This is a genomic window from Streptomyces sp. LMG1-1-1.1, from assembly GCF_040815545.1.
Classification (GTDB): Bacteria; Actinomycetota; Actinomycetes; order Streptomycetales; family Streptomycetaceae; genus Streptomyces.
Map to the genome: position 1 here is coordinate 40,024 of NZ_JBFPNH010000014.1, position 23,511 is coordinate 63,534.

The following is a 23,511-nucleotide window of genomic DNA, read 5'->3' on the forward strand; positions in this document are numbered from 1 at the left end:
ATGGAACTCGTCATCCGCGACGCGGAGGTCGTCGACGGCAGCGGCGGCCCCTCCTACCGGGCCGACGTGGCGATCGACCGCGGCCGGATCGCCGCGATCGTCAAGGAGGGCGCGGCGGCCGGCTGCCAGCGCCCCACCGGCCGCCGCGTCCTGGACGCCGAGGGCCTGGTCCTCTCCCCCGGCTTCGTCGACATGCACGCCCACAGCGACCTCGCGCTGCTCCGCGACCCGGACCACAGCGCGAAGGCCGCGCAGGGCGTGACCCTCGAAGTCCTGGGCCAGGACGGCCTGTCGTACGCCCCCGTCGACGACCGCACGCTCGCGGAGGTACGCCGGGCCATCACCGGCTGGAACGGCGACGGGTCCGACGTCGACCTCGACTGGCGCACGATCGGCGAGTACCTGGACCGCCTCGACCGGGCCCACGGGGGCCGCGGGATCGCGGTCAACGCCGCGTACCTCGTCCCCCAGGGCACGGTCCGGATGCACGCGATGGGCTGGGAGGACCGCCCCGCGACGAAGGTCGAGCTCGACCGGATGCGCCGGCTCGTCGCGGAGGGCCTCGAACAGGGCGCGGTCGGCATGTCCTCCGGCCTCACCTACACCCCCGGCATGTACGCGCCGGACGCCGAACTCACCGAACTCTGCCGCGTCGTGGCCCGGTACGGCGGCTACTACTGCCCGCACCACCGCTCGTACGGCGCCGGTGCGCTCCGGGCGTACGAGGAGATGGTCGCCCTCACCCGGGAGGCGGGCTGCCCGCTCCACCTCGCCCACGCCACCATGAACTTCGGGGTCAACGAGGGCCGGGCGCCCGAACTCCTCGCCCTCCTCGACGAGGCGCTCGACGCGGGCGCGGACATCAGCCTCGACACGTACCCGTACACCCCCGGCTGCACGACCCTCGTCGCCCTCCTCCCCGGCTGGGCGAGCGAAGGCGGCCCCGAGGCGGTCCTCGCGCGCCTCAGGGACGACACGGCCGCGGAACGCATCCGCCACCACCTGGAGGACCTCGGCTCGGACGGCTGCCACGGCGTGCCGGTCGACTGGGACACCGTCGAGATCTCCGGCGTCTCCGACCCCTCCCTCGCGGACCACGTCGGCCGCCGCGTCGACGGCTGGCCCACCGCCCGCCGCCTCCTGCTCGACGACCGGCTCGGCACCACGATCCTCCAGCACGTCGGCCACGAGGAGAACGTCCGGGCGATCATGCGCCACCGCGTCCACACCGGCGGCTCCGACGGCATCCTCCACGGCCTCAAGCCCCACCCCCGCGCCTACGGCACCTTCCCGGAGTACCTCGGCCGCTACGTCCGCGACCTCGGCGTCCTCACGCTGGAGGAATGCGTCGCCCACCTGACCTCCCGCCCCGCCGCCCGCCTCCGCCTCCCCGACCGCGGCCTCGTCCGCGAGCACTACCGCGCCGACCTCGTCCTCTTCGACCCCGCCACCATCGCCTCCAAGGCCACCTACGCCTCGCCCCGCACCCTCCCCACCGGCATCCCCCACGTCCTCGTCGACGGCACCTTCGTCATCGAAGACGGCACCCGCACGGACGCCCTGGCAGGCCGTGCGATCCGCAGAACCCCGGCGTGAACCCGGCCGTACGCGGGCTCCCGCGCTCCTAGAGCCGCGCCCGCACCCAGGCGGGATCCGGATTCACGTGCGCCCGCCCCTCGACCACGACGGTCGGCACCGTCTCGTCGCCACCGGTCGCCGCACGCACCGCCGCCGCCCCCTCCGGGTCCCGCCAGATGTTCACCCAGTGGGCCCGCCGCCCCCGCACGCCGAGCCGGAACCGCAGCCGCAGGCAGTACGCGCACCCCGGCCGCCAGTAGACGACCGGCCGACCGTCGAGCGCCGCCCGGCGCCCCGCCTCCGCCGCGCCCACCGACCTCGGGAACACCAGCGGCGAGGTCGCGAACGCGAGCAGCGCGAACAGCAGGGCGAAGGTGGCGGCCCCGACGTGGCTGCCGTCGGCGGCCTTGTCCGTCGCGACGAGTCCGCCGCAGAGCAGCATCAGCACCGGGAGTATCCACACACGCGTCATGGCGCCGGACGCTACCTGGACCGGGCTTCCTCGGGATACGGCCGCGCGCCGGCGCCCACCGCCCCGGCCGCCGGCCACGGGTCCCGCCGCATCCACACCAGCCCGAGCACGAGCACGCCGGCCGCGACCACGAACCCGTACCAGGGCGTGTGGCCCGACGGCGCCGTCTCGTACACGAGCGCCGCGGAGAGGACGGCGAGGACCTGCCCGGCCCGGCTGTGCCAGGCGACCGCGGCGACGGCGACGGTGCCCCACAGCAGGTACCAGGGCTGCACCATGGGCGAGAGCGCCACCAGGGCGACGAGGGAGAGGCCGAGCCCGAGGACGGGGTCGATCCGGCCGCGCCAGGCCCGCCAGGCGAGCGCGGCGATGATCGCGAGGGCCGCGAGCAGGCCGAGCTTCTGCACGACGCCCTTGACGGGGTCGGGGTCGTCGGCGACCAGCGTGCCGAGGGCGAGCCCGAGGTCGCTGGTGAGGGAGAGCGGGGTGTGGATGGCCCCGGCGACGCTCTGCGTGCCGAGCCAGCCGAACCCGGTCCCCGCCGCGAGGGTCGCCCCCGCGGCCACACCGCCCGCGACGAGGCCCGGCAGGACGAGGCCCTTCACGACACCGCGTACGCCGCCGTCCCGCCGCGCGATCATCACACCGACGAACAGCAGCGCGACCGCCGCCGGCGACTTGACCATCACCGCGAGGCCGATCAGGACGCAGCCGGTCACCCACCGCCCGCGCACGGCGAGCAGCACCCCGCCCAGCATGAGCCCGATCATCAGCCCGTCGTTGTGCGCGCCGCCGACGACGTGCACGAGCAGCAGCGGGTTGAGCGCGGCCAGCCACAGCGCCCCGCCGGTACGGCCGGGGTCGCCTGGGTCGCCGGGACCGCCGGGACCGCCGGAGCCCCCGGCTGCCCCGCCGGAGCCGCCCGCGAGGCCCCGTACGGCCCAGACGATCAGCGCGAGCGCGCCGAGCGCGACGAGCCGCGTCCCGAGGACGGCGGGCACGACCGCCCCGCCGGTCAGCTTGACCACGGCCTCGGCGAGGAGGAGGAAGACGGGCCCGTACGGCGCGGGCGTGTCGGTCCAGTTCCCCCCGACGCTCGCCGCGGCGTCGGCGCCGAGGTCGCCGGGAGCGAGGACGGACGGCCCCGCACCGTAGACGTCGTGGCCCTCGAGGACCATCCCGCCCTGGGCGATGTAGCTGTACACGTCCGCACTGTGCAGCGGCGGGGCGAGGAACAGCGGCGCGGCCCAGCAGCAGAGGGTGGCGAGCACCCCGTCCCGTACGCCCCGGGCGAGCAGCACCCCGTACCGCCACCAGGCGGCGACCAGCAAGGTCAGGCCGAGGTAGGCGAGGACGGCGCCGGCCGTGGCGATCCCGGTGCCGCGCGGCTGCCACACCGGCCCGCCGCCGAGCACCGGAAGCGCACCGGCCCCGTATCCCCCGACGGCGACGGCGAGCGACCCGGCCGCACCCAGCCACCGGCATCCGGAGGCAGTGAAAACCCACATGACGCGCCAACCTATCCCGCCGTGGAGTGCCCCACGGCGGCCGTCCGGTCCAGGGTCTCGGTCGCGGTGCCCGTGCGCTGCATCCGGTGCCAGCGGAGTCGGCTGCCCAGGAGCGCGGTCACCACGGACTGGACGACGACCAGGTACATCAGCTGGCGGTAGACGACGATCTGCAGGGGCAGGGTCCAGATCGGCTCGAACCGTTCGCGGTCCAGGCGGAGCGCGTAGACGGCCGTGCCGACCTGTACCGCCGTGAAGCCGAGCCAGACGCCCAGGGCCTGACCGGGGTCCTGGAAGAGCAGCCCGTAGACGGCGAAGACGTCGACCAGCGGGGCGAGCAGGGGCAGCACGGTCTGGAAGAGCAGCAGGTAGAGGAGGCCGCGGCGGCCGAGCTTGCCGGACTGGCCGCCCTCGACGACCGCCCTGCGGTGCTTCCACATCGCCTGGAGGGTGCCGTAGCACCACCGGTAGCGCTGCTTCCACAGCTGCCGGACCGTGGCGGGGGCCTCGGTCCAGGCGATGGCGGACTCCTCGTAGACGACGCGCCAGCCGGCCCGGCACAGCGCCATCGTGAGGTCGGTGTCCTCGGCGAGGGTGTCCTCGCTGACCCCGCCGACGCCGGCCAGCGCGTCCCTGCGGAAGGCGCCGATGGCGCCGGGGACGGTGGGCATGCACTCCAGGACGTCGTACATGCGCCGGTCGAGGTTGAAGCCGATCACGTACTCGAGGTGCTGCCACCGGCCGAGGACGCCCTGCCGGTTGCCGACCTTGGTGTTGCCGCTGACCGCGCCGACGCGGGGGTCGGCGAGCGGCTGGATCAGGCGGCGGACGGCGTCGGGCTCGAAGACGGTGTCGCCGTCGATCATCACGACGACGTCGTGGTGGGCCCAGGCGAGGCCGGTGTTGAGGGCGGCGGCCTTGCCGGCGTTGGGCTGGCGCACCACCATCACCCGCGGGTCGTCGATGGACTCGGCGATCTCGAACGTGCGGTCGGAGGAACCGTCGTCGATGACGACGACCTGGATCTCCTCGTACGTCGACGCGAGCAGGGAGCGGACCGTCGCCTCGATCCCGGCCTCCTCGTTGTAGGCGGGCACGAGGATCGAGACCGGCTCGGTGACCGGGGGCAGCCGGGGTGCGCCGCGGCGGCGCCGGGAGCGGGTGCGGCGGACGTGAACGCGGGCGACACCGAGGAGGAGGACGAGCCGGACCGCGGTGATGACGCCGGCCACGGCGAGCAGCCAGTTCATGGCGTCGGCGAAGGCGCGGGAGCCGTCCTGCGCCTGGACGAAGGCGGCGCCCTTCCATTCGGCGAGCGCCGAGACGTGGTACGTGGTGTCGGTGAGGCCGAGGGCCAGGCCGACCGAGGTGTGGCGCGTGGTGCCGCCGGGGTGCGCGAGGAGCTTCTCGGTCTCGTCGACGGCCTGCGGGGAGCCGGTGAGCTGGAGGACGGACTTCCCGTCGGCGGCCACCAGGACGTAGCCGGCCTGCGCGACGCGCTGCCCGGCCTCCCACTGCCCCTCGCAGAGCGTGGCGAGCCCGGTGGTGTGGGGCAGCCGCAGCAGCCGGGTGCCGAGGCCGGTGCTCGCGGCGAGGGCGTTCTGGGCGAAGGACAGCTCCAGGTCGGCACGGGTGGCCGAGACCTGGGCGAGGTCGACGTCGGTGTACGTGTGCGAACCGATCTCGTGGCCTTCGGCGACGATGCGCCGGACCAGGTCGGGGTGGGCCGCGGCCTCGGAGCCGGTCAGGAAGAAGGTCGCCTTCGCGTGCCTGGCCGCGAGGACGTCGAGGAGGCGCGGGGTCCAGTCCGGGCTCGGCCCGCCGTCGTAGGTGAGCGCCACGGTGCCGTCGGGCGGGGTGGCGCTGCGCACGATGCCGTTCCGGTCCACCTGGACGACGGGCCCTTCGCCCCGCGTCTCGGGCGCGGTCGGGCAGTGCGCCTGCGGCGCGCCGGTGGCGGCTATCTCGTGGCGGCCGTAGCCGGCGAAGACGAGGGCCGTGGCGGCCACGAGCAGGATCAGGCAGAGCATGGCCCAGTGGGCCCGGGGGTCCTTGCGCAGCGCGTGTCGGGTGCGGGGGCCGCCGGACGAGCCGGACGCGGCCGCCGCCGCGGGCCGGGCCGGCGGGGCGGGGGCGTCGTGGGTCCCGGGTCCGCCCGTCACCGGATGCGCGCTGTACGGGTCGTCGTGGGGGGCGTACGGCTCCGGGGCCGAGAACCCGTCGCCCTGCCCGTACGCGTACGCCGGGCCGGGCTGCCCCGGGTGGGCGGGGTGGGGCGGCTGGGCGGGCTGACCCGGGTGGGCGGGGTGGATCGACTGGGCGGGCTGACCCGGGTGGATCGACTGGGCGGGGTGGACGGGATGGGCGGGGTGGACCGGCTGCTCGTACGCGTTGCCGTCGCCGTACCCGTACGCCTGCCCGCCGTCCTGGGGCCCCGGATACCCCGGGCCGTGATGTCCGCGGCCGTCGTACCCGGGCTCGGCGTAGCCGGACCCTTCGTAGCCGGGTCCCCCGGGCCAGTGGCCGTCGTGCCCGTGGTCGTCGTGCCCGTGGTCGTCGTGCCGGTAGCCGTCGTGTGCGCCGCCGGTCACTTGGGTCGCTTCGTGGCGCCGGGCGCCTCGTCGGCCTTGCCGGGGCCGTCGCCGGAGTCGGAGTTGCCCCCGCTCGTGCCGGACGTGGCCGTCGGCGCCGGGGCGGTGGTCCTGGAGGTGCCGCCGGTGGGCGTGGGGGACGCGTTCGTCTTCCCGGCCGAGGGCGTCGCCGTGGCCGGGGCGTCGGAGGTCCGGGCGGTGGGGCTCGGGGTGGCCGTACGCCGCGCCGCGCCGTCCGAGGCCCCGGACTCCGTGGCCTCCGGCTGGATGAGCGCCGGGGCGTCCCGCTTCTCGTCGTCCGCCCAGGGCAGCGGGCCTCCCGCGGGGCCGGCGCCGAAGGATCCGGCGACGACGACGGCGAGGAATCCGAGGCACGCGACACCCACCCCGGCAGTCGCCCACCGCACCGTGCGGCCGCGTCGCCCCGAGGCGTCGACGAAGACGCTGTTGTCCTGGTGACTCATGTGCGCGCATTGTAGGGAGCACGACACCACAGTGCGAGTCCACACACATTCCGGACAAGCTTCCGGCGCGGTGGCGACATGCCTCGGTGTCCGACGTGTCCCAAAACACGAGGCGTCCCGGCCCACCCCGCCGTAAGCTCTCGACATGCAGGTGATCCAGTCCACGAAGCTCGCCAACGTCTGTTACGAAATCCGGGGTCCGGTGCTCGAAGAGGCGATGCGGCTTGAGGCCGCGGGTCATCGCATCCTCAAGCTCAACACGGGCAACCCCGCCGCCTTCGGCTTCGAGTGCCCGCCGGCCATCCTCGAGGACGTGCTGCGCAACCTCTCCGAGGCGCACGGCTACGGCGACGCGAAGGGCCTGCTGGCGGCCCGCCGGGCGGTGATGAGCCACTACGAGACCAAGGGCATCCCGCTCTCCGTCGAGGACATCTACCTCGGCAACGGCGTCTCCGAGCTGATCCAGATGGCGATGCAGGCGCTCCTCGACGACGGTGACGAGGTCCTCGTCCCGGCTCCGGACTATCCGCTGTGGACGGCCTCGGTGTCGCTCGCGGGCGGTACGGCCGTGCACTACCGCTGCGACGAGCAGGCGGACTGGATGCCGGACCTGGCGGACATCGAGCGGAAGATCACGGACCGCACCAAGGCGATCGTGATCATCAACCCGAACAACCCGACGGGCGCGGTCTACGACGACGAGATGCTGCGCGGTCTGACGGAGATCGCCCGGCGCCACGGCCTGGTGGTCTGCTCGGACGAGATCTACGACAAGATCCTCTACGACGGCACCACGCACACGCCGACCGCCGCCATCGCCCCCGACCTCCTCTGCCTCACGTTCAACGGGATGAGCAAGAACTACCGGGTGGCGGGCTTCCGCTCCGGCTGGCTCGCGGTCTGCGGTCCGAAGCACCACGCGTCCTCGTACATCGAGGGCCTCACGATCCTCGCGAACATGCGCCTCTGCGCGAACATGCCGGCGCAGCACGCGGTGGCCGCCGCGTTGCAGGGCCGGCAGTCGATCGAGGACCTGGTGCAGCCGGGCGGGCGGCTCCTGGAGCAGCGGGACACGGCGTACGAGCTGCTGACCCAGATCCCGGGCGTGACGTGCGTGAAGCCGAAGGGCGCGCTGTACCTCTTCCCGCGGCTCGACCCGAACGTCTACAAGATCAAGGACGACCGGCAGATGGTCCTCGACCTGCTGCGGGCCGAGAAGATCATGGTCGTGCACGGGACGGGCTTCAACTGGCACGAGCCGGACCACTTCCGGATCGTCACGCTGCCGGCGGCGGCCGACCTGGCGGACGCGGTGACGCGGATCGGCCGGTTCCTGGACGGTTACAGCCAGCCGTAGCGGACCAGCACTCGGACAACACTCAACTTTAGACCGTATCCAAGCTAGGATGGCCTTCGAGCAATCAGGAGGCCGTCCATGTACGAACCGATCCGCACCAAGTCGGTCCACCGGATGGCCGACGACGACCACGCGTATCCGCACCGCTCCCGCGAGGAGGAGCTGGACATCCAGCTCGCCGGACACCTCGCCGCCCTGCTCGCCGTCACCGACGAGCTCGGCGACACGGAGGCCGGCGAGCTCATCGCCCGGCAGGTGGCGCGGCTGCGCGGCGCACCGCCCGCGCGGCACGCGGCCCTGAGCGGTGCGTCCGCGCAGGACCTGCACCGCAAGGCGCACGCCCTCGCGGGCCGCGCACTGGTCGTCGCCGCCTCCCGGGCCGACACGGCCGCCGCGATCCTCGCCGCCGGGCGTATGGACGCGCACACCGCGGCACTGACCGGGGACACCCTGGTCGCCGCCCCCTGACGGCCCCGGTCCGCGCGGCACGAACCGCGCGGACCGGGCGCCACCCAACCGGACACCCCTCCGGGCACCTCACCAGGCATCCCGCCGAACATCCCGCCGGGCACCTCACCGGACATCCCGTCGGACATCCCACCGGGCACCCACCCGTCACCCCGGAACACCCGGGATACGGCACGCCTCGCTCCGGTTCAGTACCGGGATCGGCACTTCACCTCCCGTACACCCGACTCCCCCTGGAATGTGGGTTTCCGCGAGCACGCTGCCCGCGTGAGACGCATCCTGGGAATCGTCCTGGCCGTCCTGCTCCTCGGCGGCGTGGCCGCCGTCCTCGTGACGGGCGGCGACAAGGACACGGACACGGCAACGAAGACCGTGCGAGGAGTCATCGGGTCGGAGAAGGCGGAGTACTTCACCGACCCCCAAGTGGTGAAGGCCCTGGCCGCCAAGGGCTTCACCGTGGGCACCGAGACCTCCGGGTCCTGGGACATGGAGGAACTGCCCCTCGACGGCTACGACTTCGCCTTCCCCTCCTCCAAGGGGCCGGCCGACGAGCTGCGCGCCAAGGCGGCGGCCAAGACGAAGGACAAGGCGGCCACGGCCCCGCTGCGGCCCTTCTACTCGCCGCTCGTCGTCGTCGCGCACAGCGGCGCCGCCCGGGTCCTCGCCGACAACGGCCTGGCGACCCTCGGCCCGCGCGGGACGAGCGGCACCCTGAAGATGGACGCCTACCTGGCCGCGGCCCGGGCCGACCGGACCTGGCAGCAGCTCAAGGGCTCGGCCGGCCACGCCGAGCTGAGCGGCACCCTCTTCATCACCTCCACCGACCCGGTCGCCTCCAACTCCGGCGCCCTCTACCTCGCCGCAGCGAGCTACGTCGCCGACGGCGGACGGGTCGCGGGCGACAAGGCCGCCGTCACCCGCACCGCGCCCCTGCTGCGCAAGCTGGTCCAGGTGCAGGGCGCCCAGCAGACCTCGTCGGACGGCCCGTTCAGGGACTTCGTCAGCGGCGTCGGCAACCCGCTCGTCCTCGTGTACGAGTCCCAGGTCGCCGCCCAGCTGCTCGCGGGCCGCCCCATGGGCGACCTCGTCGTCCTCTACCCGGACACCACGGTCAACAGCGACCACACGCTCGTCCCGCTCACCGAGAACGGCCGGGCGCTCGGCGAACTCCTCGCCACCGACCCCGAGTTGCGCAGGCTCGCGGTCCGCCACGGCTTTCGGCCGCAGGGCGCGGCGAGCGAGTTCACCACCGCGACGGACGGCCACACCGCCTACCTCAACCAGACACTGAGCGGAGTCCGCCAGGCGCCCGTGCCCACCAGCGTGGTGCTGCACGAGATGGCGCTGCGGGCCCGCGACCAGGGGGACACCGCATGACCACGCCCGAGGACCCGAGAAGAACGATGGCCCTGACCCCGCCCGAGCAGGACGCCCCGCTCGTCCTCACGCCGCCCGAGCCCGTGCCGGCCGTCCGCGCCGAGCAGGCCTCCGGCCTCGTGCCGCTCGACGAGTCCGTCCGTACGGAGATGTCCCGCCGGGCCGTCGAGTACGTCGGCTCCCTGTCCGGACTCGACCCGCGCTCCCCCGAGTTCGCCGGCCGCATCGGCGAGATCGCGGCGCTCGGCGCGGGCGAGATGCGCTCCGCCGCCCAGCAGTCCAACCGGATGCTGGACCGCACGGTCCGCTCGCTCGGCCAGGGCGGCGGGGACGCCCAGGGCCGGGTCGGCACCTCCCTCGTCGAACTCCGGCGCACGGTCGAGGACCTGGATCCCCGGGACGCTCCCGGCAAGGGCGCCCGCCGCCTCCTCGCCAAGCTGCCCGGCGGGAACAGGTTCCGCGACCACGTCGCCAAGTACGCCTCCTCGCAGGCCACCCTGAACCGGATCGTCGGGTCGCTCCGAGGCGGCCAGGACGAACTGCGCCGCGACAACGCCGCGTTGCAGACCGAGCGGGGCCGGCTGTGGGAGACCATGGGCAAGCTCCAGGAGTACGCGGTGCTCACCGAGGCCCTCGACGGCGCGGTGGAGGAGCGCATCGCCCTCACCCCGGACCCGGCCCAGGCGGACGCGCTCCGCGCCGACGTCCTCTTCCCGGTCCGGCAGAAGCACCAGGACCTGCTCACCCAACTCGCCGTCTGCGCCCAGGGGTACCTGGCGATGGACGTGGTGCGCCGCAACAACGACGAGCTGATCAAGGGCGTGGACCGGGCGGCGACGACGACCCTGTCGGCGCTGCGGATCGCGGTGATGCTCGCCTCCGCGCTCGAGAACCAGCGCAAGGTGACCGAGCAGGTGAACGTGCTGCGCTCGACGACCGAGGACCTGATCCGGGGCAACGCCGAGATGCTGGCCACCCAGGCCGGCGAGATCCAGCGGATCGCCGCCGACCCGGCGGTGGGCGCGGAGACGCTCCGCACCGCGTTCCAGCAGATCTACCGGACGCTCGACGCCATCGACACGTACAAGGTCCAGGCGACGGAGTCCATGGCGGCGACGGTCGAGTCCCTGACGGCCGAACTCCAGGAGGCCAGTGCCCACCTGTCCCGCAGCCGCCGCACCGGCGCGCTGGAAGGCGGCCCGGCATGACGAACCCCACCGACCCGCGCACGGCGCCCGCCTCGGGCCCGCGCGTGGCACCCGTCTCCGGCCCTCGCGGCCGCGCCCGCGTCCTGGGCCGGACGATCGCCGGCCTCGCCCTCGCCCTGCTCGTGACGGCGACCGGCAGCTCCTGCTCCACCGCCGACGACAGCACCGTCGGCGGCCAGGGCGACCCGGTCGACCGGCACGGCCAGGACTACGCGCCCGGCACCCTCCGGGTCCTCGCCTCCTCCGAACTGGCCGACATGGAGCCGGTGCTCGAAGAGGCCCGCAAGGCGACCGGTATCACCGTCCGCCCCACCTACGCGGGGACCCTGGACGCCGTCGGCCGGATCGCGTCCGGCGAGGCGGACAAGTCGTTCGACGCGGTGTGGCTCTCCTCCAACGACTACCTCAGGCTCCGCCCGGACACCGCGGGGAAGATCACCGGCGAGACGCCGGTGATGGTGTCGCCGGTGGCGCTCGGCGTCCGGCCCGCCGCCGTCGCCCGGCTCGGCTGGGATCCGGCGAAGGTCACCTGGTCGCAGCTGCACAAGGCGGTCGCCGACGGGAAGCTGACGTACGGGATGACGGACCCGAAGCGCTCCAACTCCGGTTTCTCCGCGCTCGTCTCGGTCGCCTCGGGCCTGTCCGGCGCCCAGTCGGCCCTCACCCAGCAGGACGTCACCGCGGCCACGCCCCGCCTGAAGGAGTTCTTCGCGGGCCAGAAGCTCACCTCGGGCTCCTCCGGCTGGCTGGCCACGGCGTACGCCCGCCGCACCGACGTCGACGCGCTCGTCAACTACGAGTCCGTCCTGCTCTCCGCGCCGGGGAAGCTGACCGTCATCCGGCCGTCCGACGGCGTCGTGACCGCCGACTACCCGCTCACCCTGCTGACCTCGGCCCGCCCCGAGGCGAAGGACGCCGCGGGCCGGCTCACCGCCTACCTGCGCACCCCGGCCGCCCAGCGGCGGATCACGGAGACGACGCTGCGCCGCCCGGTCGTCGCCGGGGTCGAGCCGGCGGCCGCGCTCGCCCGGGACCAGCGGCGCGAGCTGCCGTTCCCCGGCAGCCGGGCGGTCGCCGACGGCCTCCTCGACGCGTACGACAACACCCTGCGCAGGCCCTCCCGCACGGTGTACGTGCTGGACACCTCGGGCTCCATGAGCGGCGAGCGGCTCGACCGGCTGAAGGCGGCGCTCGCCGAGCTGACCGGCGACTTCCGGGACCGTGAGGAGGTCACCCTGATGCCCTTCGGCTCGACGGTGAAGCAGGGCGAGGTCCGTACGCACACGGTCGACCCGGCCTCGCCGGAGGCCGCGCTCGACGCCATCAGGTCCGACGCCCACGGCCTCACGGCCTCCGGTGGCACCGCGATCTACTCCAGCGTCCGGGAGGCGTACGGCTTCCTGGGCAGGACCCCCGCCGACACCTTCACCTCGGTCGTCCTCATGACGGACGGCGAGAACACCGACGGCGACCCGGCCGCCGCCTTCGACACCTTCTACCGTTCCCTCCCGGCCGAGCAGCGGCGCACCCCGGTCTTCCCGATCCTCTTCGGGGACTCCGACCGCGACGAACTCGGTCACCTCGCCGACCTGACGGGCGGGAAGCTCTTCGACGCCACCCACGGGTCGCTGGACGGCGCCTTCGAGGAGATCCGTGGCTACCAGTAACCGCCTCCTGCGGTACGCCGAGTCCCGCAAGAACCTGACGGGCTGCGCCTGCGGCCTGGCGGGTCTGGTGCTCGCCCTCACCGGCGCGGCGGGCCCGCTGTGGCCGGTCGTGGTCGCGGCCCTGTACGGGGCGGGCGCGCTGATCGCACCGCCCGAACGCCCCGACACGCCGGACTTCCCCAGCGCGGACGAGCAACTGGACGCCCTGCGGGACGACTTCGCGACCCTCCGCGGCTATCTGGCCGAGGTGGAGCTGCCGCCCGCCGTACGCGACCGGGTCGCCGAACTGGAGGACCTCCTGGAGGCGCTGCTCGCGCCGGGCTGGGTGATCGACCCGGAGCAGCTCCACCTGCTGGCCCGCGCGGTCCGCCAGGACGTCCCGGAGGCCGTCGACACCTTCGTGCGGACCCGGTGGTGGTCCCGTGTCACCCCGGGCGCGGAGCCGCCGGAGCGGCATCTGGAGCGTCAGCTGTCCGCGCTGCGCGACGAGGCGTCGGTGATCGCCGACGAGCTGCACGAGGCGGAGGCGCTGCGCCAGCAGACGCACACGCGCTATCTGGAGGAGCGGGGGCGCTGACCGGCGGCCCCGAAGATCGATTATGTTCCGAACATGACATTCTCTCAGCGCCCCACGTCCCGTCGGACCGTACTCACGGCCCTCGCCGCGGCCGCCACCGCCGGCGCCCCGGTCCTCGGCCAGCTCGCCGCCGCCGCCCCGGCGTTCGCCGAGGACCTCGAGTACCCCTCGAACACCGCGCTGTACAAGGACCCGGCCCTGGTCGAGGGCACCGCGTACGGCCGCCGCTACAAGAGGCACGAGAAGATCGACGCCGACCTGGGCACCAGGACCGCGTTCCCGCGCACCGCGGTCCTCGCCCTGCACGGCGGCGGCATCGAGATCGGCACGAGCGAACTCGCCCTGGGCATCGCCGGCTACAACCCGGGCGACATCACGCCGACCGCCGCCCCGATCCTGCCGACCACGCACGACTACTTCCTGTTCGAGGGCCTGCTCTCCTCGGGCAACAAGGCGCTCCACGTCACCTCGAAGAACTGCGACGACCACGTGGCGCTGTCGCTCGCCGCGAGCCACCTCAACGTCCTGTCGCTGCACGGCTGCCAGTACAGCCAGCTGGGCATGCCGGAGCCGATGATCTGGCCGCCGAGCAGCGACCCGCGGCTCGCCGTCGTCGGCGGCCTCAACGCCGACTTCCGCGCGGCGCTGGTGTACGAGATCGGCACGGCGGGCTTCCCGGTGGTCGACGCGTTCGACCCCACGTACGCCGTCCGCCTGGAGGACTTCAACGGCAGCCACGTCACCAACCCGTGCAACCTCACGATGCTCCGCAAGGGCGCCCAGATCGAGATGACGACGGAGCTGCGCCAGAGCCTCTTCGGCGACGCGAGCTCCCGCTCGAAGCGCGCGTCGACCTGGAACCAGTCGAACGGCCAGTTCGAGGCGTTCCGTGACGCCTGCCGCCGCGCGATAGCCACCGTCGAGGCCGGCCAGCCGATCCTGTAGCCGGACATGCGCCGGCCCCCGGAGCCTGAGGGGGCTCCGGGGGCCGGTTGCGTCGTGGTGGGCCGTCGTGACCCCACTGGTCAGGGCGGTGTTTCGGGGCAACCCACCACGAGTCTCGGGGGGACTAGCCGAGGCGCTCCACGAGGGCGCGGTACTCGTCCCACAGCTCCTTCGGCGTGTGGTCGCCGAAGGTGTTCAGGTGGTCGGGGACGAGGGCGGCCTCTTCGCGCCACACGTCACGGTCGACCTTGAGGAGGAACTCCAGGTCCTCGGCCGGCAGGTCCAGGCCGTCGGTGTCGAGGGACGCCGGGGTCGGCAGGATGCCGATCGGGGTCTCGACGCCCTCGGCCTTGCCGTCGAGGCGCTCGACGATCCACTTCAGGACGCGGCTGTTCTCGCCGAAGCCGGGCCAGACGAACTTGCCGGCGTCGTTCTTGCGGAACCAGTTCACGTAGTAGATCTTCGGCAGCTTCGCGGCGTCGGCGTTCGCGCCCACCTTGACCCAGTGGGCCATGTAGTCGCCCATGTTGTAGCCGCAGAACGGCAGCATGGCGAACGGGTCGCGGCGCAGCTCGCCGACCTTGCCCTCGGCGGCGGCGGTCTTCTCGGAGGCGACGTTCGCGCCGAGGAAGACGCCGTGGTTCCAGTCGAAGGACTCGGTGACCAGCGGGACGGCGGAGGCGCGGCGGCCGCCGAAGAGGATCGCCGAGATCGGCACGCCCTTCGGGTCCTCCCACTCCGGCGCGATGATCGGGCACTGCCCGGCCGGCACGGTGAAGCGGGCGTTCGGGTGGGCGGCCGGCGTCTCGGAGTCCGGCGTCCAGTCGTTGCCCTTCCAGTCCGTGAGGTGCTTGGGCAGCTCTTCGGTCATGCCCTCCCACCACACGTCGCCGTCGTCCGTGAGGGCGACGTTGGTGAAGACGGAGTTGCCCCACATGGTCTTCATGGCGTTGGCGTTGGTGTGCTCGCCGGTGCCGGGCGCGACGCCGAAGAAACCGGCCTCGGGGTTGATGGCGTAGAGGCGGCCGTCCTCGCCGAAGCGCATCCAGGCGATGTCGTCGCCGATGGTCTCGACGGTCCAGCCGGAGATCGTCGGCTCCAGCATGGCCAGGTTGGTCTTGCCGCAGGCCGACGGGAAGGCGGCGGCGACGTACTTGGCCTCGCCCTGCGGCGGGGTCAGCTTGAGGATCAGCATGTGCTCGGCGAGCCAGCCCTCGTCACGCGCCATGACGGACGCGATGCGGAGCGCGTAGCACTTCTTGCCGAGCAGGGCGTTGCCGCCGTAGCCGGAGCCGTACGACCAGATCTCGCGGGTCTCGGGGAAGTGCGAGATGTACTTGGTGGAGTTGCAGGGCCACGGCACGTCCTCCTGGCCCTCTTCCAGGGGGGCGCCGAGGGTGTGGACGGCCTTGACGAAGAAGCCGTCGGTGCCGAGCTCGTCGAGGACGGCCTGGCCCATGCGGGTCATGGTGCGCATCGACACGGCGACGTACGCGGAGTCGGTGATCTCGACGCCGATGGCGGAGAGCGGGGAGCCGACCGGGCCCATGCAGAAGGGCACGACGTACATGGTGCGACCGCGCATGGAGCCGCGGAAGATGCCCTCGGAGCCCGCGAAGAGCTCCTTCATCTCGGCCGGGGCCTTCCAGTGGTTGGTCGGGCCCGCGTCCTCCTCCTTCTCGGAGCAGATGAAGGTCCGGTCCTCGACGCGCGCGACGTCGGTCGGGTCGGAGGCGGCGTAGTACGAGTTCGGGCGCTTGACCGGGTCGAGCTTCGTGAAGGTCCCCTTGGCGACGAGCTCCTCGCACAGGCGCTCGTACTCGGCCTCGGACCCGTCGCACCAGACGATGTTGTCCGGCTGGGTGATCTCGGCGATCTCGTTCACCCAGGAGGCGAGCTCCTGGTGCTGGGTGGGGACGGTGGTGGGAGCCGCGTTGTCGCGCGCCACGATTGCTCCTTGTTGAGGGGTTTTTTAGATGTCTGCCCCGTGGGGGCCGCGACCCGGATGCTTCGTAGCTGCTCATCCGGTGCCGACCGCACTCATTTGATCATCCGATGGATCCGCCCATATGTCCAGGGGGGTGCACACGTGAGCATCGCCACTCGTATCCGGCACCTACGGGGGCGTAGGTACGATTCGTTTCCATGACTGCAGCAACGCCGGAAGTGACCCCGATCGAGCGCCCGACGTCGCTCCCGACGAAGCCCCGGCTCAGAGGCTGGCTGCACGCGGGCATGTTCCCCGCCGTGGTCGTCGCGGGCCTCGCACTCGTCGCCCTCTCGGAAACCCCCCGCGCCCGGATCGCCTGCGGGATCTACGTCCTCACCGCCTGCCTGCTCTTCGGCATCAGCGCGCTGTACCACCGTGGCGACTGGGGACCGCGCGGCGAGGCCGTGCTCCGCCGCCTCGACCACGCCAACATCTTCCTGATCATCGCGGGCACCTACACCCCGCTCACCCTGCTGCTGCTCCCCGACTCCACGGCGAAGCCGCTGATGTGGGCGGTCTGGGCGGCGGCGACGGCCGGCATCGCCTTCCGCGTCTTCTGGGTCGGCGCCCCCCGCTGGCTGTACACGCCCTGCTACATCGCGATGGGCTGGGCCGCCGTCTTCTTCCTGCCCGACTTCATGCACGCGGGCGGCGTCGCCGTCCTCGTCCTCGTCATCGTCGGCGGACTGCTCTACAGCGCGGGCGGCGTCATCTACGGCATGAAGCGCCCGAACCCGTCCCCGCGCTGGTTCGGCTTCCACGAGGTCTTCCACTCGCTGACCCTCGCGGCCTTCATCGTCCACTACGTCGGCATCTCACTGGTCGCCTACCAGCACTCCTGACCTGGGACAATGCCACCCATGGCCGCCGAACCCAGCCCTCTCCCGAGCCTCCGCGAACGCAAGAAGGCGAAGACCCGCGCGGCGATCCGGAAGGCCACCTACCGGCTCGCCGCCGAGCAGGGCTGGGACGCCGCCACCCTCGAACGGATCGCCGAGGCCGCCGAGGTCTCCCCCTCCACCGTCGTGCGCTACTTCCCGGTCCGCGAGGACATCGTCCTCACCGACGAGAACGACGCCCTCATGGAGGGCCGGCTCCGCGCCCGCCCGGCCGGCGAGGAGCCCCTCGAATCCCTCCGCGCCGTCGTCCTCGAAGCCGTCCGCACCGCCTTCGCGGAGGACCCCGAGACGGCCCGGCTCCGCGCCCGGCTGATGGTGGAGATCCCCTCCGTACGCGCCCGGCTCACCGAGACGACCGCCGCGACCGGCCGCCGCCTCGCCCGCGCCGTCGCCGAGCGGACCGGCCGGGACGCCGACGACCTGGAGGTACGGATCTTCACGGCGGCGGCCCTCGGCGCACTGCGCGAGGCGGCCGTCTACTGGGCCGAGCGCGACCGCGCCGACGACCTGCCCGCCCTCCTGAACCGCACGGTCGACACCCTCAGGAGCGGCCTGACGGCACCCCCAGGGCCCGCCTGACGATCCGCGCCGACTCCGGATTGTCCGCGCACCCCCACACCCCGTGCGGGCAGTAGTCGGTGACGGTCTGGTAGACGGGCCGGTGCGCCGCGAACCAGTCGAGCATCCCGCGGACGTACAGCGGGTTGTCCCCGTTCCGGAAGAGCCCCCACTCCGGGTACGAGACCGGCTTCCCGTGCGCCGCCGCGAACCGCACGTGGTGTTCGAGCCCGTACTCCTCGGTCACCTGCTCCTCGAAGGAGAGCCCCGCGGGCTGGTCGTAGGCGTCCATGCCGATGATGTCGACGACGTCGTCCCCGGGGTAGCAGCGCGGCCACGCCACGGCGTCGAGCCCCCGGCTCGGGGTGAAGTCGAACCGGAACCGCTGCCCCGGCACCCCCCGCAGCACCTCCACCACCCGCCGCCAGTACGCCTTCCAGGCCGTCGGGTCGGGCCCGCAGCGATGGCTGTACGTGGTGCCGTTCATCTCCCAGCCCAGGACCAGGACCGCGTCCCCGAGGCCGTGCTCCACCAACCGCTCCCCCAGCACCCGGAAGTGCCCGTCGAAGGCGCCCGCCGCACCCCGGCGCAGCCCCGCCCGCACCTCGGCGTCCGCCAGGCCCTCCTCACTGCGGTCGAGCAGCGGCACGTTCAGCACGAAGAGCCGCCCGGGCCGCTCCGCCTTCCAGCGCGCCCACGGCCCGAAGAGCGCCGCGTGCCCCTCGATGTTGGACCAGCGGTCGCCCGGCAGATAGGTGTGCCCGACGCTCAGCGCGGCCCCGCCGAGCCAGGCCTGCACCCCGGCGATCCGCCGCACCCCGGCCTCGTCGGAGCCGGTGAAGAACCCGGACGGCACCCCCGGCAGCGGCTCGGGATCCGGTGCGGGCACCGCCCGCCCGCCGGCGTGCCGCCCCCCGGGCGCGAGCCGGTCCGGCACGAGCAGGAGCACGGCAAGGGCCGCGAGCAGCACGGTCAGTGCGGCCCGCGGCCAGGAGGGGAGGGGGTTCACGTCAGCTCGTCCAGAAGTCCCACCACCGGGTCAGGATCAGCATCCCGATGATCCCGATGTGCAGGACGGGCGGGGCGAAGGCGAACTCGCCGAAGAAGGTCCGCAGCCCGGCCGGGGCGGGGAGGACGCCGTTGCGGACGTTCCGCGCGGTGACGTACCAGAACATGACGATGGTGGCGACCCACGCCAGGCAGCACCACAGGCAGAGCGCGTTGATCTCGTACAGCGACTGGTACATCAGCCAGCCGCAGAAGCCCACGCCGAACAGCATCCCGGCGTTCAGGCCGAGCCACAGCCAGCCCCGGTAGCGGGCCCCCGCGAGCAGCCCGGCCCCGACGGCGACGACGACGGCGTACGTGACGAGCCCGAGCATCGGGTTGGGGAAGCCGAAGACCGCCGCCTGCTCGCTCTTCATGACGCTGCCGCAGGAGACGACCGGGTTCAGGCTGCACCCGGGCTGGAAGCCGGGGTCCTCCAGGAGCTTGAACTTGTCGATCGTGATCACCCAGCCGGAGAGCACGCCCGCCGCCCCGGTGATCATCAGCATCCAGGCGAAGGCCCGGCTCGCGCCGTGCGTCGCCCCCGCGGTCTCCCGCGCGGCCTCCTCCTGCCGCTGCCCCGGCACCCCGCCCCGTACGTTCACCGTCGCCATGGCGCGACCCCCTTCCCGCTCAGCCCTGGAGGCGGCGGACCGGCATCAGGACGTGGGCGCTGTCCGCGAGCATCTCCTCGTCGGAGACGAAGGAGCGCAGCCGCGCCTCGTCGACCGGCTGCCCCGGCACCGCCTCGGGCCAGGGCCGCACCGAGCAGATGAGGTAGACCTGTCCGCGCTCGCGGGCGGCCTCCTGCCAATCGTCCGGCACGGGGCACTGCACCTTCAGGAAGGGCAGGTTGAGGACGGCCGAGCCGCCCTCGACGAGCAGCGTGGCGTTGATCCCGGCGTCCTTCTCCAGGTCGAAGAGGCGGTCGCCGACGGACAGGCCCATCGACTCCAGGGCCGCCCGCATCGCCTGCTGACCGGCCTCCGGCCCGTCCCGGCCGTCGCCGAGCGAGTACGCCATGAGGAACGGCGTACCGGCCGAGTCGGCGGAGGGCTCGCTGGACCACGGGATCACCGTGAGAGTTCCCAGCGGAGAGGCGCTGCGCGCCGAGGAAACGACGTTGGAAGTGGTCATGAATCCGGATGGTAATGCTCCGACCACCCTTTCCCCGCGCCGATTTCACTCGAACGGCCGACATTCACGCCGCTGGCATTTCCGCCGCAACGAACGCGGGTTTTCATCGTTGTGCCCTGAGGGCATTAGCCGACCACGAGGAGATCACTCATGATCGTCCCGCGCCGCGTCGCATTGCGGTCCCTCTTCGCGCTGGCCGTCACCGCTTTCACGGGCGGCGCTCTCGGCCGCATCGCGGCCCGCCCGCCGTCGGGCGCCCCGCGCGACCCGCACGCCTTCGACGAGATGTACGCGGGCCGTCGCCTGCTCGGCTTCACCGGCCCGGACGGCGGCCCCGTGGCGCTCGTCGACGGCCGGCCGCTGCACCTGATGCGCTGTGCCGACGGCGGTTACGTCACCCCGATCGACCACTACGAGTCCTGCCCGACGCCGCTGGAAGCCACCCGCGCGGCCGTGGACGAGCTGGGCACCTCCCGGCTCTCCCGGTTCGCCGGCGCCCACGGCGTCCCCACCGACCCGACGGGAGGGAGCCCGCGTGGTGTACACGCGTAAGAACCAGCGCGACCTGACCGGCGCCGAGCGCCGGAAGTTCGTCGCCGCCGTCCTGGAGCTCAAACGGACGGGTGTGTACGACGACTTCGTCCGCACCCACATCGACTACTACTCGGCGGACGGGGAGGGCCGGCTCCGGATCGCCCACATGACGCCGAGCTTCCTGCCCTGGCACCGCAGGTTCCTGCTGGAGTTCGAGCGGGCCCTGCGCCGCGTCGACCCGACGGTGTCCGTGCCGTACTGGGACTGGACCCGCGACAACAGCCCGGCGTCCTCGATCTGGGGCGAGGACTTCCTGGGCGGCAACGGCCGCCGCGCCGACCTCCAGGTGATGACCGGCCCCTTCGCCCACTCCGCCGGGCGGTGGAACATCACGTACGCCATGACCGAGACCCGCTTCCTGACCAGGGACTTCGGCCGCCCCCGCGACCCGATCGCCCTCCCGACGGCGGCGCAGCTCGACGAGGTGATGCGGGAGCGGGTGTACGACGTGGCGCCCTGGAACTCGACGAGCGCGTCCGGCTTCCGCAACCGCCTGGAGGGCTGGGCGCCGGGCCGGGGCAACGAGCGGTTCCGCATCCACAACCGGGTGCACCGCTGGGTCGGCGGGCTGATGCTCGGCGGCGGCTCCGTGAACGACCCGGTCTTCTGGCTGCACCACTCCTTCGTCGACCTGGTGTGGTCGCGGTGGCAGCAGCGCAACCCCGGCGCCGCCTACCTGCCCGCGGAGCCGCCGCCGCTGGGCGACGCGCAGTACCGGAAGGTCGCGGCCCGCCACCAGCCGATGGCGCCCTGGGGCGTGACGCCGGCGGAGATGTTCGACCACAGCCGGATCTACCGCTACGCGTGAGCGCCTCCGCACGCACGTGTCCCCCCGGCCCAGCGGGCCGGGGGGACACGTGCGTGGAACGGGGGGATCAGCCGCCGTAGCCGCCGTCACCGTTGCCGTGGCCACCGTCGGCGTTGATGCAGGTGTTGCCGAACGCCGGGTTCAGCAGACCGATCACGTTGACGGTGTTGCCGCACAGGTTCACGGGCACGTGGACCGGGACCTGGACGACGTTGCCGGAGGCGACACCGGGAGAGTGGGCGGCGACGGCCTCGGCGCCCGAGTCGGCGACGGCCAGGCCGGCTCCGCTGAGGGCAACGGCACCCGTGCCGGCGAGAACTGCGGCAGCCTTCGCGATGCGAGACATCAAGAACTCCTTGGACGTGGAAAGCGACCGCAGGAATCACGGCCGTCATTCCCGTTCAACGCCCGTGTCCCGGCCGGGTCACGGCCATTGGGCCGAACGGGAAGAAAGAAAATCGAAAGAATGGCCCGCGGCCGAAATGCCGTCCGCCGCCGGATACGACGGGACGGCCTCGGTCGCGGGCCGCGGCCATGCGACAAGCCTCTTCCTGCAACGAGCGAGAGCCCCTGGGGTGGCGGGGAAGAATCGTGTCTTCACCCGCCCGGGGGGCGGTGGTGTCAGTGCCCGTCCTGCGCGAGGCCGAGCTGGGGGTCGAGGGCTCCGCTGAGCACCGGGGTGAGGAGGCCGACCTGAGGCTTCGCCAGGTCCGGCAGGCCGCCGAGCCCGTTGCCGCGCGGGGCCTCCAGCGGGTTGCCGACGACGGCGCCCGGGGTGGCCGCCTTCATCTCCGAGTGCGGGCTGCTGAGCAGCGCCCGACCGGGCTCACTGCCCTTGAGGACCTCGGGCAGCGGCGCGTCGACGACGGTCTTCGGCAGGGTGCCGGCGAGCGGCACGCTGGGCAGCGTGGCGTCCGGCAGCGCGCCGACGCCCTTCTGGAAGCCGGTGGGCGCACCCGGCATCGGGACGGGAACGCCGGTCGCCACGGTCGGCGCGTCCATCGGGAGGACCGGCTCCAGGCCCTGGAGGGGGACGATCACCGGCGCCTCGACGGCGGCGGCGGGAGAGGCCAGGGCGGCGGACGCGAGTGCGGTCATGAGGAGGCCCATGCCCGCGTGAGAACGCAGAGTCATGTGAGGTGAACGAGCCCCTTGGCCGAAACGTGGCGGGACTAACCCATGTGCAGCAACGCGCGGGCCCTCACCGGTGAAGGCAAGGGCCCGCGTTGACGCGTACCGACCCGTCGGGTCAGTGGCGCCGGCTGATCCGTCCGCCGCGGAGGTAGACGACGCCGCCGCCGATGATCAGCGCCGCGCTGATCGCGGCCGCGCCCATGAGCGCGGGGTCGCTTCCGGTGTCGGGAAGCTCGGGGTGACCGGGCGTGGACGGCGGGGTCGACGGCTCCTCGCAGCCCGGCTCCGGCTCCTCACCGGGCGCGGGCTCCTCGCACTCACCGGGCTCCTCCGGGTGCGTGGGCGGAGGCGTCGAGCCGGGCGGCGTGGACGCGGGCGGGGTCGAGGCCGGCGGGGTCGACGGCTCCTCGCACCCGGGCTCCGGCTCCTCACCGGGCGCGGGCTCCTCGCACTCACCGGGATGCGTGGGCGGAGGGGTGGACGCCGGCGGAGTCGACGCGGGCGGCGTCGAGGCCGGCGGGGTGGACGCCGGCGGGGTCGACGGCTCCTCACACCCGGGCTCCGGCTCCTCACCGGGCGCGGGCTCCTCGCACTCACCGGGATGCGTGGGCGGAGGGGTGGACGCCGGCGGGGTGGACGGCGGCGGAGTCGAGGCCGGCGGCGTCGAGGCCGGCGGAGAGGTCGGCGGGTGCGTGGGCGGGTGGGTGGGCGGGTGCGTGGGCGGGTGGGTCGGTCCGCCCGGCTCGTCGCCGTAGCCGCCGGGTTCCTCCGCGTGGGCACAGAGGTCGCCGACGGCTGCCGCGACGAAGCCGCCGAGTTCCATGCTCTGGCCGCAGACGTCCGCCGGCAGGGGGGCCTGGGCATGGCCGGCGGTGGCGGGGCCCGACCCGTCGCCCGTGCCGGCGTGGGAGCCCGCGGCAAGGGCGAATCCGCCGCTCAGCGACAGGATGCCGGTCGCTGCCGCCGCGGTGAGTACTTTCCTGCTGATGATGGACCGCATACCGCTCTTCCTCTGGAGAAAAGGGAGAGACCGGCGAGGATCCCCCCTCGCTCCGACCGGCCTGCTCCACGCCGACGTTCGCGTGGGATTGGCCAGAGGGTATGGGTCGGCACATGGCCTACAGCGGGGACC

The 23,511-nt window shown here is 73.1% G+C and carries 23 protein-coding genes; 12 read left to right on the plus strand and 11 right to left on the minus strand.

Annotated elements, in window-relative coordinates; all coding sequences use genetic code 11:
- Positions 1–1,596, plus strand: coding sequence for an N-acyl-D-amino-acid deacylase family protein (locus tag MRBLMG1_RS05840; RefSeq protein ID WP_367821398.1), 1,596 nt, complete (start codon positions 1–3; stop codon positions 1,594–1,596).
- Positions 1,597–1,624: 28 nt separating this feature from the next.
- Here MRBLMG1_RS05840 and MRBLMG1_RS05845 read toward each other — a convergent pair whose 3' ends face one another.
- The 4 genes from MRBLMG1_RS05845 to MRBLMG1_RS05860 form a co-directional block, all read right to left on the minus strand.
- Positions 1,625–2,050, minus strand: coding sequence for a glutaredoxin domain-containing protein (locus MRBLMG1_RS05845; RefSeq protein WP_367821400.1), 426 nt, complete (start codon positions 2,048–2,050; stop codon positions 1,625–1,627).
- Positions 2,051–2,061: 11 nt separating this feature from the next.
- The gene (mptB, locus tag MRBLMG1_RS05850) at positions 2,062–3,558 is read right to left on the minus strand and encodes a polyprenol phosphomannose-dependent alpha 1,6 mannosyltransferase MptB (protein WP_367821402.1); all 1,497 of its coding nucleotides are present in this window, start codon (positions 3,556–3,558) and stop codon (positions 2,062–2,064) included.
- A gap of 11 nt (positions 3,559–3,569) precedes the next feature.
- Positions 3,570–5,588, minus strand: coding sequence for a bifunctional polysaccharide deacetylase/glycosyltransferase family 2 protein (locus MRBLMG1_RS05855; RefSeq protein ID WP_367821620.1), 2,019 nt, complete (start codon positions 5,586–5,588; stop codon positions 3,570–3,572).
- Positions 5,589–6,145: 557 nt separating this feature from the next.
- Positions 6,146–6,613 carry a hypothetical protein gene (locus tag MRBLMG1_RS05860; protein ID WP_367821403.1) on the minus strand — a complete coding sequence of 156 codons (468 nt, stop codon included), beginning with the start codon at positions 6,611–6,613 and terminating at the stop codon, positions 6,146–6,148.
- A 145-nt stretch (positions 6,614–6,758) separates the two neighbouring features.
- Here MRBLMG1_RS05860 and MRBLMG1_RS05865 point away from each other — a divergent pair, with 145 nt between their 5' ends.
- From MRBLMG1_RS05865 to MRBLMG1_RS05895, 7 genes are all read left to right on the plus strand, one after another.
- Entirely contained in the window at positions 6,759–7,970 is a 1,212-nt protein-coding gene (locus MRBLMG1_RS05865; protein ID WP_367821405.1) for a pyridoxal phosphate-dependent aminotransferase, read from the plus strand.
- Between the two features lie 78 nt (positions 7,971–8,048).
- Complete coding sequence (locus MRBLMG1_RS05870; protein WP_367821406.1) at positions 8,049–8,438, plus strand: hypothetical protein; 390 nt, start codon at positions 8,049–8,051, stop codon at positions 8,436–8,438.
- Positions 8,439–8,678: 240 nt separating this feature from the next.
- Entirely contained in the window at positions 8,679–9,815 is a 1,137-nt protein-coding gene (locus tag MRBLMG1_RS05875) for a hypothetical protein (protein WP_367821408.1), read from the plus strand.
- Positions 9,812–11,023, plus strand: a complete 1,212-nt coding sequence (locus MRBLMG1_RS05880) for a toxic anion resistance protein (protein ID WP_367821410.1) — start codon at positions 9,812–9,814, stop codon at positions 11,021–11,023. The genes MRBLMG1_RS05875 and MRBLMG1_RS05880 overlap by 4 nt, the downstream gene beginning before the upstream one ends.
- Positions 11,020–12,690 (plus strand): substrate-binding and vWA domain-containing protein, encoded by a 1,671-nt coding sequence (locus tag MRBLMG1_RS05885; protein WP_367821411.1) that lies wholly within the window; start codon positions 11,020–11,022, stop codon positions 12,688–12,690. The genes MRBLMG1_RS05880 and MRBLMG1_RS05885 overlap by 4 nt, the downstream gene beginning before the upstream one ends.
- Positions 12,677–13,267 (plus strand): hypothetical protein, encoded by a 591-nt coding sequence (locus MRBLMG1_RS05890; RefSeq protein WP_367821413.1) that lies wholly within the window; start codon positions 12,677–12,679, stop codon positions 13,265–13,267. The genes MRBLMG1_RS05885 and MRBLMG1_RS05890 overlap by 14 nt, the downstream gene beginning before the upstream one ends.
- 33 nt (positions 13,268–13,300) lie before the next feature.
- Entirely contained in the window at positions 13,301–14,212 is a 912-nt protein-coding gene (locus MRBLMG1_RS05895) for a poly-gamma-glutamate hydrolase family protein (RefSeq protein WP_367821415.1), read from the plus strand.
- Between the two features lie 124 nt (positions 14,213–14,336).
- Here MRBLMG1_RS05895 and MRBLMG1_RS05900 read toward each other — a convergent pair whose 3' ends face one another.
- The gene (locus MRBLMG1_RS05900; protein ID WP_367821416.1) at positions 14,337–16,160 is read right to left on the minus strand and encodes a phosphoenolpyruvate carboxykinase (GTP); all 1,824 of its coding nucleotides are present in this window, start codon (positions 16,158–16,160) and stop codon (positions 14,337–14,339) included.
- Between the two features lie 197 nt (positions 16,161–16,357).
- Here MRBLMG1_RS05900 and trhA point away from each other — a divergent pair, with 197 nt between their 5' ends.
- Both trhA and MRBLMG1_RS05910 read left to right on the plus strand, forming a co-directional pair.
- Positions 16,358–17,044 (plus strand): PAQR family membrane homeostasis protein TrhA, encoded by a 687-nt coding sequence (trhA, locus tag MRBLMG1_RS05905; protein ID WP_367821418.1) that lies wholly within the window; start codon positions 16,358–16,360, stop codon positions 17,042–17,044.
- Between the two features lie 18 nt (positions 17,045–17,062).
- A complete protein-coding gene (locus MRBLMG1_RS05910) occupies positions 17,063–17,680 on the plus strand; it encodes a TetR family transcriptional regulator (protein WP_367821420.1) in 618 nt (205 codons plus the stop codon).
- Here MRBLMG1_RS05910 and MRBLMG1_RS05915 read toward each other — a convergent pair.
- From MRBLMG1_RS05915 to MRBLMG1_RS05925, 3 genes are read right to left on the minus strand one after another with little or no spacing between them, the layout of a single operon-like run.
- On the minus strand, positions 17,643–18,668 hold the full coding sequence (locus tag MRBLMG1_RS05915) for a glycoside hydrolase family 26 protein (RefSeq protein ID WP_367821422.1): 1,026 nt from the start codon (positions 18,666–18,668) through the stop codon (positions 17,643–17,645). The genes MRBLMG1_RS05910 and MRBLMG1_RS05915 overlap by 38 nt on opposite strands.
- Position 18,669: 1 nt before the next feature.
- A complete protein-coding gene (locus MRBLMG1_RS05920) occupies positions 18,670–19,320 on the minus strand; it encodes a vitamin K epoxide reductase family protein (protein ID WP_367821424.1) in 651 nt (216 codons plus the stop codon).
- Between the two features lie 19 nt (positions 19,321–19,339).
- Entirely contained in the window at positions 19,340–19,843 is a 504-nt protein-coding gene (locus MRBLMG1_RS05925) for a DUF5949 family protein (protein WP_367821426.1), read from the minus strand.
- 150 nt (positions 19,844–19,993) lie between these two features.
- Between MRBLMG1_RS05925 and MRBLMG1_RS05930 the strand changes: the two genes are divergently transcribed.
- Positions 19,994–20,395, plus strand: a complete 402-nt coding sequence (locus MRBLMG1_RS05930; protein ID WP_367821428.1) for a tyrosinase family oxidase copper chaperone — start codon at positions 19,994–19,996, stop codon at positions 20,393–20,395.
- Complete coding sequence (locus MRBLMG1_RS05935) at positions 20,379–21,245, plus strand: tyrosinase family protein (protein WP_367821429.1); 867 nt, start codon at positions 20,379–20,381, stop codon at positions 21,243–21,245. Before MRBLMG1_RS05930 ends, MRBLMG1_RS05935 begins: the two co-directional genes overlap by 17 nt.
- Positions 21,246–21,312: 67 nt before the next feature.
- Here the strand turns inward: MRBLMG1_RS05935 and MRBLMG1_RS05940 are convergent, their stop codons facing one another.
- The 3 genes from MRBLMG1_RS05940 to MRBLMG1_RS05950 form a co-directional block, all read right to left on the minus strand.
- Positions 21,313–21,591: a chaplin gene (locus MRBLMG1_RS05940; protein WP_367821431.1), complete on the minus strand. Its 279-nt coding sequence runs from the start codon at positions 21,589–21,591 to the stop codon at positions 21,313–21,315.
- Between the two features lie 275 nt (positions 21,592–21,866).
- A complete protein-coding gene (locus MRBLMG1_RS05945) occupies positions 21,867–22,379 on the minus strand; it encodes a hypothetical protein (protein WP_367821433.1) in 513 nt (170 codons plus the stop codon).
- A gap of 115 nt (positions 22,380–22,494) precedes the next feature.
- Positions 22,495–23,379: a hypothetical protein gene (locus tag MRBLMG1_RS05950; protein WP_367821435.1), complete on the minus strand. Its 885-nt coding sequence runs from the start codon at positions 23,377–23,379 to the stop codon at positions 22,495–22,497.
- Positions 23,380–23,511 lie beyond the last annotated feature (132 nt).